At 63.9% G+C, this 11,694-nt stretch carries 17 protein-coding genes; 7 read left to right on the top strand and 10 right to left on the bottom strand.

Features of this window, described 5'->3' with window-relative positions; translation table 11 throughout:
• The first annotated feature begins 17 nt into the window (after positions 1-17).
• Positions 18-242 carry a hypothetical protein gene (locus F3H96_RS20795; RefSeq protein WP_149803597.1) on the top strand — a complete coding sequence of 75 codons (225 nt, stop codon included), beginning with the start codon at positions 18-20 and terminating at the stop codon, positions 240-242.
• A gap of 71 nt (positions 243-313) precedes the next feature.
• Here F3H96_RS20795 and F3H96_RS20790 read toward each other — a convergent pair whose 3' ends face one another.
• Both F3H96_RS20790 and F3H96_RS20785 read right to left on the bottom strand, forming a co-directional pair.
• Positions 314-1,207 carry an alpha/beta hydrolase gene (locus F3H96_RS20790; protein ID WP_149803596.1) on the bottom strand — a complete coding sequence of 298 codons (894 nt, stop codon included), beginning with the start codon at positions 1,205-1,207 and terminating at the stop codon, positions 314-316.
• Between the two features lie 36 nt (positions 1,208-1,243).
• Positions 1,244-1,477: a hypothetical protein gene (locus F3H96_RS20785; protein ID WP_149803595.1), complete on the bottom strand. Its 234-nt coding sequence runs from the start codon at positions 1,475-1,477 to the stop codon at positions 1,244-1,246.
• Between the two features lie 165 nt (positions 1,478-1,642).
• Between F3H96_RS20785 and F3H96_RS20780 the strand changes: the two genes are divergently transcribed.
• Positions 1,643-2,362, top strand: a complete 720-nt coding sequence (locus tag F3H96_RS20780; protein ID WP_149803594.1) for a Crp/Fnr family transcriptional regulator — start codon at positions 1,643-1,645, stop codon at positions 2,360-2,362.
• Between the two features lie 130 nt (positions 2,363-2,492).
• On the opposite strand, the gene F3H96_RS20775 is transcribed toward F3H96_RS20780, so the two are convergent.
• Complete coding sequence (locus tag F3H96_RS20775) at positions 2,493-2,792, bottom strand: DUF982 domain-containing protein (RefSeq protein WP_149803593.1); 300 nt, start codon at positions 2,790-2,792, stop codon at positions 2,493-2,495.
• 558 nt (positions 2,793-3,350) lie between these two features.
• Here F3H96_RS20775 and F3H96_RS20770 point away from each other — a divergent pair.
• Positions 3,351-4,352, top strand: coding sequence for an SDR family oxidoreductase (locus tag F3H96_RS20770; RefSeq protein WP_149803592.1), 1,002 nt, complete (start codon positions 3,351-3,353; stop codon positions 4,350-4,352).
• 17 nt (positions 4,353-4,369) lie between these two features.
• Positions 4,370-4,687, top strand: a complete 318-nt coding sequence (locus F3H96_RS20765) for a hypothetical protein (protein ID WP_149803591.1) — start codon at positions 4,370-4,372, stop codon at positions 4,685-4,687.
• Positions 4,688-4,713: 26 nt separating this feature from the next.
• Here F3H96_RS20765 and F3H96_RS20760 read toward each other — a convergent pair whose 3' ends face one another.
• Positions 4,714-4,899: a hypothetical protein gene (locus F3H96_RS20760; RefSeq protein ID WP_149803590.1), complete on the bottom strand. Its 186-nt coding sequence runs from the start codon at positions 4,897-4,899 to the stop codon at positions 4,714-4,716.
• Between the two features lie 278 nt (positions 4,900-5,177).
• Here F3H96_RS20760 and F3H96_RS20755 point away from each other — a divergent pair, with 278 nt between their 5' ends.
• Together F3H96_RS20755 and F3H96_RS20750 are read left to right on the top strand one after the other, a co-directional pair.
• On the top strand, positions 5,178-6,281 hold the full coding sequence (locus F3H96_RS20755) for a flavodoxin family protein (RefSeq protein ID WP_149803589.1): 1,104 nt from the start codon (positions 5,178-5,180) through the stop codon (positions 6,279-6,281).
• 11 nt (positions 6,282-6,292) lie between these two features.
• Positions 6,293-7,300 carry a YihY/virulence factor BrkB family protein gene (locus F3H96_RS20750; RefSeq protein ID WP_149803588.1) on the top strand — a complete coding sequence of 336 codons (1,008 nt, stop codon included), beginning with the start codon at positions 6,293-6,295 and terminating at the stop codon, positions 7,298-7,300.
• On the opposite strand, the gene F3H96_RS20745 is transcribed toward F3H96_RS20750, so the two are convergent.
• The 5 genes from F3H96_RS20745 to F3H96_RS20720 all read right to left on the bottom strand — a co-directional run bounded on the left by F3H96_RS20745 (position 7,263) and on the right by F3H96_RS20720 (position 10,426).
• On the bottom strand, positions 7,263-7,535 hold the full coding sequence (locus F3H96_RS20745; protein WP_149803587.1) for a hypothetical protein: 273 nt from the start codon (positions 7,533-7,535) through the stop codon (positions 7,263-7,265). The genes F3H96_RS20750 and F3H96_RS20745 overlap by 38 nt on opposite strands.
• A 281-nt stretch (positions 7,536-7,816) precedes the next feature.
• Positions 7,817-8,329 (bottom strand): ferritin-like domain-containing protein, encoded by a 513-nt coding sequence (locus tag F3H96_RS20740; protein ID WP_149803586.1) that lies wholly within the window; start codon positions 8,327-8,329, stop codon positions 7,817-7,819.
• Positions 8,330-8,531: 202 nt separating this feature from the next.
• Positions 8,532-9,128 (bottom strand): isochorismatase family cysteine hydrolase, encoded by a 597-nt coding sequence (locus F3H96_RS20735; protein WP_149803585.1) that lies wholly within the window; start codon positions 9,126-9,128, stop codon positions 8,532-8,534.
• Between the two features lie 11 nt (positions 9,129-9,139).
• Entirely contained in the window at positions 9,140-9,679 is a 540-nt protein-coding gene (locus tag F3H96_RS20730; RefSeq protein WP_149803584.1) for an inorganic diphosphatase, read from the bottom strand.
• Between the two features lie 543 nt (positions 9,680-10,222).
• Entirely contained in the window at positions 10,223-10,426 is a 204-nt protein-coding gene (locus F3H96_RS20720; RefSeq protein ID WP_149803582.1) for a CsbD family protein, read from the bottom strand.
• A 318-nt stretch (positions 10,427-10,744) separates the two neighbouring features.
• Here F3H96_RS20720 and F3H96_RS20715 point away from each other — a divergent pair, with 318 nt between their 5' ends.
• Complete coding sequence (locus F3H96_RS20715; RefSeq protein ID WP_149803581.1) at positions 10,745-11,161, top strand: HD domain-containing protein; 417 nt, start codon at positions 10,745-10,747, stop codon at positions 11,159-11,161.
• Positions 11,162-11,272: 111 nt separating this feature from the next.
• Here the strand turns inward: F3H96_RS20715 and F3H96_RS20710 are convergent, their stop codons facing one another.
• Entirely contained in the window at positions 11,273-11,605 is a 333-nt protein-coding gene (locus F3H96_RS20710; protein WP_149803580.1) for a hypothetical protein, read from the bottom strand.
• Positions 11,606-11,694: the final 89 nt, after the last annotated feature.

The following is an 11,694-nucleotide window of genomic DNA, read 5'->3' as shown; positions in this document are numbered from 1 at the left end:
CGGAGCGAGACGACGTTTTGACCCACATTTCTGCAAGCCCCGCCCGGCAGGATGCCGAAGGCCTGCCTGCCAACGACAACAACCGCGCCACCAGTGCCGATCTTTCCTTCCTCGACGTCATCAACGACGAGGACGAGATCGCCGAAATTGCCAGGCGCGCGGAGCGTCTCGGCCATGCCACGCTCATTGTCATGGCGATCGGCCTGACGGCGCTGCCGTTGCTTTGTCTGATGCTAAGGTGAGCCGGGCCACCCAGGCGCGTGCCTGAACCGCGCCGCCTGCGGGAATGGGCGCCTTCATCTTCCGGAAGCCTTCATCTTCCGGAAAAGAACGCGTCGAGCGTGGCCGCCGTTTCGATCGGCGACTCCTCCGGGAAGAAGTGGCCGCCGGGCATTGCTCCGCCGCTTGAATCGTCGGCCCAGCTCCGCCAGATGCCGAGCGGCCCGCCTTCGTCGCGGTACCATTCGGCGAGCGCGCCGTGCTCGCTCCACAGCGCCAGCAGCGGACAGGCGATGCGCCGACCCGTTGCCTGGTCCTCACGATCGTGACGGCGGTCGAGGGAAGCCGCCGCGCGATACTCTTCGCAGATGGCGTGGATATGCGCCGGGTCGCGCAGCGCATCGACATAGGCCTGCCGCACGGCTGGCGGGAACGTGGCAGGCGCGGATCCCCAGTTGGAAAGCGCATTGTCGACGACCGCCTCCGCGCCGGCCGCCAGCATCGTCTCCGGCAGCGGTTCGGGTTGCGCCAGCAGCGACCACGGCCAGTAGCCGAGCGCCAGCCTTGCGTCGGCGCGGTCCCAGGCCTCGGCGGTGGGGACGATGTCGAGCACGGCAAGCTTCTCGACGCGGTCCGGATGGTCGAGCGCCATCCGGTAGGCGACGCGCCCGCCGCGATCGTGGCCGGCGACCAGGAAGCGCGTGAAGCCGAGCGTCTCCATCAGCGCCACCAGGTCGCCGGCCATGGCGCGCTTGGCGTATGGCGCGTGGTCGGCGGCCGATGGCGGGCAGGAGCTTTGCCCGTAGCCGCGCAAATCGGCGCAGATGACGGTGAAATCCCGAGCCAGTTTCGGCGCCACGTCGCGCCACATCACATGCGTCTCGGGAAAGCCGTGCAGCAACAGCAGACCAGGCCCGTCGCCGGCGCGTCGCGTAAAAATCCGCGCTTCCCCGGTGTCGATCTCGCGACTGTCGAACGCCTCGAACATGGCTTGTCCTCCGGTGGCTCAAGCCGACAGGCCGGCTCAGCTCCAGGCAGAATTCAATGTCAGCGACGCTTCGAAGATCTGGTCTCGCTTGTCGTCGAGCACCTTCACCGTGATTGACAGATGCCCGCCGCCCGGCACCTCGTCGAGAGCGACGTCATACAGGATGCGCAACGCCTCCATCCCAGCGCGTTCGCGGTTGGGAAAAAGCTGCCCCTCCGTGTCCTCCTGGCTGTTCTCGGCGTTGTCTAGGTCGAAGTAGAAGCGTTCCATCGGCACGTTGATTCCCGGCGATTTCGACGCTCAATCCACCAGTGACGTGATGGTTCCAAGCTGCTGATCCCGGGCAGAGCCGGCCACGCGCCGGTCCTTGGGCGTGCGGCCGCCTGCAACCGGAGCCGCGCCCCGACGTTAGCTGTTGCGAATGGAGGACGCCGGATGCTGGAATCGCTTTATCTCAACCTTGGCCAGCACGACGCCCTGTCGGAAGAAGAAAAGGCGCTGCTTGCCGCTACTTTGTCGATCGAGAAATATGTCGGCGTCGGCGAGGACATCGTTTCGGAGGGAACCAGGCCGACCCACAGCACGCTGATCATCGACGGGCTGGCCGCTCGCTACAAGGTCCTGGAAGACGGCGGACGTCAGTTCACCTCGCTGCAGGTCGCCGGCGATTTTGTCGACCTGCATGCCTTCCTGCTCAAGACCATGGATCACGGGATCGTGGCGCTGTCGCCCTGCCACGTGGCCGCGGCCGAGCACGGCAGGCTCAAGACGATCACCGAACAGGCGCCGCATCTCACCCGGCTTTTGTGGCTGGACACGCTGGTCGACGGCGCCATCCACCGCGAATGGATCGTGGCCATGGGCCGCCGTTCCAAGACCTCCCATCTGGCGCATCTGATATGCGAAATGTTCGTCAGGCTGCAGGTGGTGAAGAAGACCCGCGACATGAGCTTCCACCTGCCGCTGTCACAGGCCGAACTCGCTGACGTGATCGGCCTTTCCGTCGTCCACATGAACCGGGTGATCGGCACGCTGCGCCGCATGAACGTGATCGGTTGGACAAACCACATAATCACGATCCTCGACTGGCAGCGGCTGGTCGCGATCGCCGAGTTCGATCCGACCTATCTCAGCATGACCCGCGAGCCGAGATAGGTCGGCCGGAACAGGTTGGTTGGGAACGTCTACAGCATGATCCCGAAAAGTGGGAACCGGTTTTCGGAGAAGATCATGCTCTCGCAAAGAGTGAGATCAGGATGGCGATTCAACAAAACGTCATCCTGATCTAGCCGGGCGGCCCCTTGGAGCGCGACCATAGCTGGTCGAGCATGGTGAGGGCGGCACTTGGCCCGGCAGGCTTGAGCAGGCCCTGTTGCGCGGCAGCCTTCTTGAAGGCGGCGAAGGCGATCGCCGGCCGGCAGGTGCCCGCGATCGCGTCGTCCACCAGCCGGGCCGCTTCGAGATAGGCCGGCGCCTCCTTGTTCTTCCATGCGCCGTCAAGCGCCTTCCTGGCCTCGGCGACGGTGGTGACCACCATCGTGCCGCCGCTGACGAAGCGGATGGTGAGCGGCAAAAAGCGGCTCATCGGTCTTCACCATCCGAGCCATTCGCGTGTCCGCCAGGCAAGGCCGACAAAGGGCGCGGCCGTGACGATGGCGGCGAGGACGAGAAGCGGGTTGCTCATACGCAAGGGTTTCATGGCGCACCATAAAATTGACGATGGCCGTAAAACGATGACTTCGAGAGTCGGTTGCATCCGGCCTGCTGGTTTCAAGGCCTCGTTCCGAGGTTACATGTTGCTCGCGGGCCGGGCCGGCGGCGGCGGCCGATGCGGCGGCCGCGGGCGAGGCCTGAGCGGCACTTCGGCGAGCGAAGCGCGGATCACCCTGACAGGGATCGGCGGTGCAGCGCCGCGCCGGCGCGGCAATGCGGCCGAGAGGCTGCCTATGAGAGTTCGAACGTCCATGGGACTCCTCCTGAAGGGCCCTCCAAACGGGCAACGATTATCACCGCGGCTCGGCGGCCGCATTTAACTTTGATGTATGCGCCGGTGCGCGGGCGAGCTGGGACCCGAAGCGAGGTCAACTCCTTGCGGGCCAACCTTTTCAATCGGCATGCGTTGTCCTTCGAAAAGGAGTGCACCATGCCGACCAGCAGCCGAACGAAATCCGACGCGGCCGACAAATCAGACACGGCAAAGACGGCGCGCAGGCAGCGCGGCGTGCAGCGCAAGGTCGACGCCACCGATCGGCGCAAGCCGAAGCCGAAATCGCCAGGCGCCATGCAGGCCGGCGCGCGCCGATACCCCGTGCCGCCTTTCCCCAGGCAGCATCATCCCAAGCCCGGCGAGGAATGGGCGCTCGAGCCGGCGCCGCTCTACGACGCGCCGTTCTGGCGAGGCTCGGGCAAGCTCGAGGACAAGGTGGCGCTCATCACCGGCGGCGATTCCGGCATCGGCCGCGCGGTGGCCGTGCTGTTCGCGCGCGAGGGAGCCGACATTGCCATCGTCTATCTCAGCGAGGACCGCGACGCCAAGGCGACGAAGCAGGCCGTCGAGGCGGAAGGGAGGCGCTGCATCGCATTGCGCGGCGACGTCGCCAAACGCGCCTTCTGCCGCAAGGCGGTGGGTGAGACGATCAAGGCCTTCGGCAAACTGGATGTGCTGGTCAACAATGCGGCCTTCCAGGTGCACTCGGCCGACTTCGCCGACCTCACCGAAGCGCATTTCGACACGACGCTGAAAACCAATCTCTACGGCTATTTCCACATGGCGCAGGAGGCTGTGCCGCACATGAAGCCGGGCTCGGCGATCGTCAACACCGGTTCGGTCACCGGCATCGAGGGTTCGAAGCAACTAATCGACTATTCGATGACCAAGGGTGGCATCCACGCCTTCACCCGCGCGCTCTCCGGCAACCTCATCGGCAAGGGCATCCGCGTCAACGCGGTGGCGCCAGGGCCGGTCTGGACGCCGCTCAATCCGTCCGAAAAGGAAGCCGAGGACGTTTCGCAGTTCGGCGCCAAGACGCCGATGAAGCGGCCGGCGCAACCGGAAGAGATCGCGCCGGCCTATGTGTTCCTGGCCTCGCCGCAATGCTCGAGCTACATCACCGGCGAGATCCTGCCGATCATCGGGGGTTACTGACCCATCAGGAGGATCCCATGAACAAAGCGCTTCTCATCGCAGCCCTCACTCTGATCCCGGTGCTGCCGGCGACGGCCCAGACGTCCCAGCAGCCGAGCGACCTGCCGGATGACCAGCAGATGCAGAACTGCCAAGCCAAGCCCGACGCCAACGGCCAGCAGCAGAAACAGGTGCAGCAGGCCGACACGGATGAATTGTCGCAGCGGCTCAGCGATTGCGGCGGGGTGCTGAAGCCGCCGCCGACCGGCGACGAGAACGCCAAGACGCCGCCACCGACAGGCAGCGAGATGCCGGTGATCAAGCCGGGTCAGGTTCCACCTCAGACGGGGCAATGAATTACCCGCCGCGTGCTCGATAAAGGTCAGTGCTTACGCTTCTCACTCTCGGCAGGCTTGACGGCCGCCGACCTGTTGGCCTCGCGGATCATCTGCAAGGCCTCGTCGCGGGTGAGCCCGCATTTGCGGGCAAAATAAGCCGCCTCGTGGATCTCGGCGGGGGTGGCCGCCGCAACGCCGGAGTCGGACTGCCTATTCTTCTTCTTGGCCATCGGTTCACGGTGCCATGAATCACTTAGTCAGCTAATATAGATCGATTGTTTGTCATTGCAAAATTCGCGGCAATGTCGGCGACACCGGCTGGTGCGACGACGACCGGTTACGAGGGAACCATCGCGCTGCCACCGGGTTTTGCTCAGCGGGCCGCGTCAGCCGGACCTGGCGGCAAAGAGAACAGGGCTGGTTTCTCCGGCTTCACGCCCTGGCCAACGACAAGGCAGTCGAGCTCTGGTCGCACCCGGCCCGCTCCGTGTCCGGCGTGGGGAGGCAAATGGCAGGGCAGGCGCGATCCGACAAAGCCAACACCGAACCGCGTACCGGCATGCCCAGCCCGCGCCTCGGCGAGGCGGAATTCAAGCAGCGCTACCGCAAGCTGTTCTACGATCCGGCTTTCGAGGCCGAGGCCGATGCGATCGGCAGGTTGGCCGAGATTGCCTGGCAGGGCTACAGCGAGGAGCGCAAGAGCCCGGTCACGCGAAAGGCGGGCGAGGGTTTCCACGACCCCGATTACGAGCTTTCGGTCGAATGGATCGCCGCGCATGATGCTGTCGAGGCGGCACAGCGCCGCCACGAGGACAAGGCCGCCCCTTCGCGCATCCTGATCGTCAACGGCTCCTCGCGCAGCGAGCACACTTGTCCCGGCGAGATGTCGAAGAGCTTTCGCCTGGTCGAGCTGGCGCGCCGTGCCATTGCCGACAGACCGGGCTTCTCGGTCGAGGTGCTCGACCTGTCGCGCCTCGCCTCCGAATATGGCCGCAAGATCTATCCCTGCAAGGCGTGCTTCTCAACGGCGGCGGCGCTCTGCCACTGGCCGTGCTCCTGCTATCCCAACCATTCGCTCGGCCAGGTGCAGGACTGGATGAACGACATCTATCCGCTCTGGGTCGAGGCGCATGGCGTGATGATCGTCACGCCCGTCAATTGGTATCAGCCCTCGTCGCCGATCAAGCTGATGATGGACCGCATGGTCTGCGCCGACGGCGGCAATCCCGACCCGTCGCTGACACAAGGCAAGGATGCCGCCCTTGCCAAGAAGGCCGAGCTCGCCGGCTGGCATTATCCGCGCCATCTCGCCGGCCGGCTGTTCTCCGTCGTCGTGCATGGCGACACGGAAGGCGCCGAAGGCGTTCGCCGCGCGCTTGCCGACTGGCTGCGTTCGATCAAGCTCGATCCGGTCGGCGGGATGGCCGAGCTCGACCGCTATATCGGCTATTGGAAGTCCTATGCCACCAGCCATGACGAGCTCGACGCCGACAGCGACATCCAGGCCGAAGTGAAGAACGCCGCGCTGGCCCTGGCGGACGCAGTGGCCAAGCGCCGCGCAGGCGAGTTTCCCACGATCGGCGCCGGGCTCGAGGATCCGCGTCCAAAATAGGTGAGGCGACGATGCCGGGCTGGGTTCGCGAAGGCTGGGTGCTCTTGCGGGAGAGTGTCGCAGGCTACGTCGACGACAATGCGCTGAGCCACGGTGCGGCGATCGCTTTCTATGCCACGACCTCGCTCGCGCCGATCCTCTTGATCGTCGTGGCGATCGCCGGCGTCGTCATCGGCAACGACGCCGCGCAATTGGCGCTCTCGGCCGAGATATCCGGCGTGATGGGACCGCAAAGCGCCGACCTTCTGAAGGCAACGATCGAGAGCGCGGCGCATCGCTGGTCAAGCACGCTTGCCACGCTCATCGGGCTGGTCACGCTTTTCGTCACGGCGTCGGGCGTTTTCGGCGAGATGCAGCAGTCGCTCAACGAGATCTGGAAGGTGAAGCCCAACGGTGTGTCGCTGTCGCGCCTGGTGCGGGCGAGGGCGGCGAGCCTCGGCCTCGTCGCGGCCCTCGGCTTCCTGCTTCTGGTGTCGCTTGCGGCGAGCACGGCGATCGCCGCGCTCGGTGAAGTCATCAACCGCAGCCTGCCCTTCGGGGAACTGATCGTGAGCTCCATCAACACGGTCGTCTCCTTCGTGCTGATCGCGCTGCTTTTCGCCGCCATTTACAAGGTCCTGCCGGACCGTACGCTCAAATGGCGCGACGTCGGCGTCGGCGCGGTGGTCACGGCGCTGCTCTTCACCATCGGCAAGTCGCTGATCGGCTGGTACATCGGCACCAGCGCCATCGCCACCTCCTACGGCGCGGCGGGCGCGCTGATGGTCGTGCTGGTCTGGGTCTACTACTCGGCCCAGATATTCCTCTTCGGCGCCGAGATCACGCGCGCCTATTCGGTGCGGCGCGGCAGCCGGCGCGATCTCGCGCCGGTGGTGGCGATAGCGCGCGACGGGCCCACGCGGACCGGGTCCGGTGCCGTCGCTGCCGCGCGGCCATCGAGAGCCGAGATGGTAGGCGCATGGATCGTTGTCGGCAGCCTGATCACCTTGCTTGTTTCCCGGATCTTGCGGCGCGATTGAGACGCTCCCCTTCGGCCCGGCGGTCGAGCCGCTTTTGGTCCCGCTTTTCGATTTCATAGCTCAGCCAGCGGCAGAACATACCTATGATCGAAGTGGCGGCGCCGCCGAGCAGACAGGCGATCAGCAACGGACTTTTCGACGCATTTCCCCAGCTGACGGCGGCCAACAGGACCACGCTTACGGTCGATATCGAATAGCCGATGCCCTTGAGCAGATGCAGCGACGATCTGATCATGCCGGCGCGCCTATCAGATGGAACAATCGGCTTCACGACTGGCATTTGCGCCGGGCCTCCAGGGTGGCTATCCTCATTTGTCCGGCCGAGCCCGCGCCTCTAGGCAAGCGCGGGCCTGACGCAACGGCATTGCGCCCGGCCCGAAGCTCGGGTGAGCCTGCTGCCCGGTGCTCGCCGCTAATGCATGTCGCCCAGAAGTGTGCAGCGGTTCTGGGATGACGACATGCATCAAAACAAAGACTTAAAGCGCGTCGCCTGAATCCGTTTCAGCGCGACGCGCTTTAAGCCGCCTCGGCCGCCATGTTGACGGCGGATTCGGCAAGCTCGGTCAGCGCCGCGTCCGTTTCCTTCTCCTCCGTCAGCGTCTTGTCGAGCAGGTTCACGGCTTCGGTGAGACCGAGTTCCTGCGCCCAGGTCTTGAGGGTGCCGTAGCGCGAGATCTCATAATGCTCGACGGCTTGCGCCGCAGCCAGCAAGCCCGCGTCGAGCGAGGCCGAACCCTTATATTCCTCCATGATCTCGGCGCCTTCCTCGGTGATGCCCATGATGGCCGCGCAGGTCTTGCCCACCGGCTTCTTGTCGATCACGTCAAAGACTTCCTCGAGCCGCGCCACGTGTTCCTCGGTCTGGTCGCGATGCTTTTCGAAAGCCGCTTTCAGAGCATCGTCCTGCGCCGCCTTCGCCATCTTGGGCAGCGTCGCGAGAATCTTCTTCTCGGCGAAATAGATGTCCTTCAGCGTGTCGTGGAAGAGTTCGTTCAGGCCCTTCTTCGAGGCCGCTTTCGTCGTTGCCATCTATGCATCTCCTGTTGGGTGGAACCATCACCAACCCCATCCGAGGAGACTTGTTCCGAAAAGAATTTCAGCCGCGACCCCGGCGGAAAACATCAATTGTTATTGACTCGCCGATTCACCGGTCGCTGCCCGTGCGGCGGGCACCTCGCGGCGATCGTGATCCTCATCCACATCTGTTTGGCTGGCTCCGGTTCGCGCCAGCTTAGACCCAGAAATCCACGATTTCGTCCACCGGGGCGACTTCCACGTGATGCGAGTATCTTTTGGTGAATAGGCGCACGATGCTGTCATAGGCTTCGTCGGACGTGCTGCAGATCGCATCTTCGGCCAGCACCGTGCGAAAGCCGAAATCGATGGCTCCGAGCAGTGTGGCCAGAACACACATATCGGCCTCGCCGCCACTGACGATAATGGTTTCCGCACGCTCCGTTGCGAGCGCGCGGGCCAACGAGCCGTCGAACCAGGGCGAGTAGACCGGCTTGTCGAATTGTCGTGCCGGCGGAACGAAGCTCTTCAGTTCCGGCGCCAATTCGATGATGTCCGCTCCGGCATTTTCCAGTGTCATTTCCGCCCAGTGTTCGTAGTAACTGCGCCATTGGCCGCGACCCTCTCCCGGGCGCATAGCCGGAATGAAGCGCGTGAAGATGGTTCGCGCGGGGCTCCTCTGCGTCAGCTGTATGACCTTGGGCAGGGTCTGCGGGAACCACTCGACCGCCCACGGACCGGGAGGCATGAACATAAGCTGCATGTCCACACAGATATGCACGGCGTTTGCGGGTATCGGGCGCAGGACAGGCATCGGGCGTCCGTTCAGCGAGCGAATTTTCGCCTGAAGGATTTCATTGCCTTCGTCAGCGAGGCCCTGGCATCGGCAGCGTTCTGCCAGCCCTTCAACTTGATTTTCTTGCCTGTGCCCAGTACCGACGACAGGAAGAACTGCTCAATTTCCCGGCGAAGATCCTCAGGCACATCGACCGACGTCACCGGTTCATCGGGCGCGTCCTGCTTATGGGGACAAAAAATGTACCTGTCGTTACGAACCTTCGAGCCGTCACGATCGCGCTGCTTTACCCTGAGTGCGCCCAGCAGGTCGCATTTTATGACGACGCCCGGTGCGGCCGCCGCCTGGTGGATGACGAGTCCGTCCAGCGGATCGCCATCGTCGCCCAGCGTTGATGGCACGAAGCCCCAGTCGTAGGGATAGGTGTTCCCCACGGGAAGAGGGCGGGAATATTCGAACACGCCGGTCTTCGGCTCGTAGGCCAGCTTCGCGGCCGATCCTCGCGGCGTTTCAATGACGACGCGAAACAGGTTCCTGGAGGTTGCCGGAAGTCTCAGATAGTTCGCCATTTGCGGAGCCGGGCCAAGTCGCGTTGCGCAAGGTGAACTTCGCCGGCATGCGAATGTTCCATGGCGAAGAAAAGGCACGGCGGAGCGCCGCCGCGGGGCATGACGTCGAGCCCTCACAGTCCGCCGGATGCCAACTCGCGGGAGTCAACGACGGCTTTCGCCGTCTTTGGCAGAGCCGTGACGACCTTTCTTTCGCGCCAGTTTGTCGAGAAGGGGCCGAAGGCGGTCTGGAAGTTGGCGGTCTGTTCGAAAAAGCGGCCACATACGCAAGTGCCGCCTCAGTGTCTCATTGAAAAACTGGCGTCTCAGCAACCTTGAAAGGGCCTCCGAATGGGATCGATCACGGGCCATCTTTGATGCATGTCCTATCATCCTGAAACAGAATGTCCTTGGACTTGTTCCGGCGCGTGGTGATTTGTCATCGTTGAACACATTCTGGCCGGGCATCGGCGCATGGCTGGTCCCGCCGCGGCCGGCGTGCTTAGCCAGGGTTGTGCCGAGACACTGGCTGGCCTGGCGACGGCGCGACCAGAGAGCCGACTGCTATGCCCCCTGCGTTTTGCACCATTCATCGACCTCGCGACGCACGCGGTCCTTCTCGATGCCGTAGCGCTCCTGGATCTTGCCTTCGAGCTGGTCGCGCTTGCCCGCGCTGCGGTCGAGGTCGTCGTCGGTGAGCTTGCCCCACTGCTCCTTGACCTTGCCCTTCATTTGCTTCCAATTGCCTTCGACGCGGTTCCAGTCCATCGCCGTACCTCCTGTTGGACACTGCCTGTTGGGCTAACGGCAGCGCTGGCGCGAGGTTCCTGCCGAACAGCAATTCTGCGGCGATACGGGCCGGAAAACCGGTGTCATGCCGGAGCATTTGCCGCGCCGATGGCGCGTTCTCAAAAATCCGGGAGGGGCGGGAACATCCGCCGGGGTGCCGATGTTCTGAATGCAGGATGGCGCGCAGCCCGCTCCCCCGCGAAGGCGCGCCACCTGACTGGGTCCCAGACCCGAACCAGCCCGTCTCGGTTGTCCCTCGCCGGGGCGGGCTCTGTTTCGAAGAGCGAGTTGGTAATCATGCTTCACGAGGCGGCGAAGATCGCTGAAGAGGCCCATCGCGGCCAGAAGGACAAGACCGGCCAACCTTACATCGAACATTTGAGGCGGGTCGCCGATGCGGTCGAGACGCTGGACGAAAAGACCGTCGCCTACCTGCATGACGTCGTCGAGAAGGGCGACGGCTGGAGCCTCGACCGACTGCAGGCGGCCGGCTTCGGCCTGCCTGTGGTGGCGGCGGTGGATGCGCTGACCAGGCGCATGGACGAAAGCGAGGAAGGTTTCATCTGCCGCGCCGCTTCGAACGAGCTTGCGTTGCCGGTGAAGCTGGCCGACCTGCGTGACAATCTCTGGCAGGCGCACCAGGCCGGCGTCGCCCCGGACCGATACGAGACGGGGCTTGGCATTCTGCACGATCTGGCGAGCAGGCGCGGATGAAGTGGAGAAATGATATCGACCGAAAACCGCTTCGCACGTTTCGGCATCGCGCCCGGGAGACCGGGCTTTCGCAGCCGCATCCGGCTTGAAGCCGACCGACGGCGGCGCCGGCTATCCGTCGAGCTGCAGCAAATCGTCCGGCGCGTCTGACACCGAACGCTCACGCAGCGCCTTTTCGAGGTCGTTGCGATTGTCGCGGCCGAAAAGGTCGGGCAGGTCGAGCGCCGCCAGGGCCTGGTCGTCGAACTCGATCGGCGCGCCGTAAAGCTGCGCGATCTGCATCACCAGGCTTTCGACATCCTCGCGTGCGATGTTGTCGTCGAGGTTTTTCAGCCTGATTTGTTCTGACAACCCGACGATGTCGATGATGCCGTTCGCCCGCATGGCCTCATGGACCTTGCAGTGGGCGTCGTCGCGCAATTTCTGCGAAAACCTCTGGAACATCGGAAAACCCTCCTTTCGCGGAGTGTTTGTCCCTCTGATGCCACAATGCGCCAACGGCCTGCGACTGGCAATACACAAATGTTAAAATC

Origin of the sequence: Mesorhizobium sp. NFR06, assembly GCF_900115245.1 — a bacterium.
Taxonomy (GTDB): domain Bacteria; phylum Pseudomonadota; class Alphaproteobacteria; order Rhizobiales; family Rhizobiaceae; genus Mesorhizobium.
This window is presented reverse-complemented; position numbering and strand designations above follow the sequence as displayed.

Excerpts from the sequence above, each read along its gene's own strand:
- F3H96_RS20735 (WP_149803585.1), bottom strand. The coding sequence starts at position 9,128 with ATGCCTGTCCTGCGCCCGATACCCGCAAACGCCGTGCATATCTGTGTG.
- F3H96_RS20790 (WP_149803596.1), bottom strand. The coding sequence starts at position 1,207 with ATGTTCGAGGCGTTCGACAGTCGCGAGATCGACACCGGGGAAGCGCGG.
- F3H96_RS20745 (WP_149803587.1), bottom strand. The coding sequence starts at position 7,535 with ATGATCAGATCGTCGCTGCATCTGCTCAAGGGCATCGGCTATTCGATA.
- F3H96_RS20780 (WP_149803594.1), top strand. The coding sequence starts at position 1,643 with ATGCTGGAATCGCTTTATCTCAACCTTGGCCAGCACGACGCCCTGTCG.
- F3H96_RS20730 (WP_149803584.1), bottom strand. The coding sequence starts at position 9,679 with ATGGCGAACTATCTGAGACTTCCGGCAACCTCCAGGAACCTGTTTCGC.
- F3H96_RS20715 (WP_149803581.1), top strand. The coding sequence starts at position 10,745 with ATGCTTCACGAGGCGGCGAAGATCGCTGAAGAGGCCCATCGCGGCCAG.
- F3H96_RS20750 (WP_149803588.1), top strand. The coding sequence starts at position 6,293 with ATGCCGGGCTGGGTTCGCGAAGGCTGGGTGCTCTTGCGGGAGAGTGTC.
- F3H96_RS20770 (WP_149803592.1), top strand. The coding sequence starts at position 3,351 with ATGCCGACCAGCAGCCGAACGAAATCCGACGCGGCCGACAAATCAGAC.
- F3H96_RS20775 (WP_149803593.1), bottom strand. The coding sequence starts at position 2,792 with ATGAGCCGCTTTTTGCCGCTCACCATCCGCTTCGTCAGCGGCGGCACG.
- F3H96_RS20710 (WP_149803580.1), bottom strand. The coding sequence starts at position 11,605 with ATGTTCCAGAGGTTTTCGCAGAAATTGCGCGACGACGCCCACTGCAAG.
- F3H96_RS20785 (WP_149803595.1), bottom strand. The coding sequence starts at position 1,477 with ATGGAACGCTTCTACTTCGACCTAGACAACGCCGAGAACAGCCAGGAG.
- F3H96_RS20740 (WP_149803586.1), bottom strand. The coding sequence starts at position 8,329 with ATGGCAACGACGAAAGCGGCCTCGAAGAAGGGCCTGAACGAACTCTTC.
- F3H96_RS20765 (WP_149803591.1), top strand. The coding sequence starts at position 4,370 with ATGAACAAAGCGCTTCTCATCGCAGCCCTCACTCTGATCCCGGTGCTG.
- F3H96_RS20760 (WP_149803590.1), bottom strand. The coding sequence starts at position 4,899 with ATGGCCAAGAAGAAGAATAGGCAGTCCGACTCCGGCGTTGCGGCGGCC.
- F3H96_RS20720 (WP_149803582.1), bottom strand. The coding sequence starts at position 10,426 with ATGGACTGGAACCGCGTCGAAGGCAATTGGAAGCAAATGAAGGGCAAG.
- F3H96_RS20755 (WP_149803589.1), top strand. The coding sequence starts at position 5,178 with ATGGCAGGGCAGGCGCGATCCGACAAAGCCAACACCGAACCGCGTACC.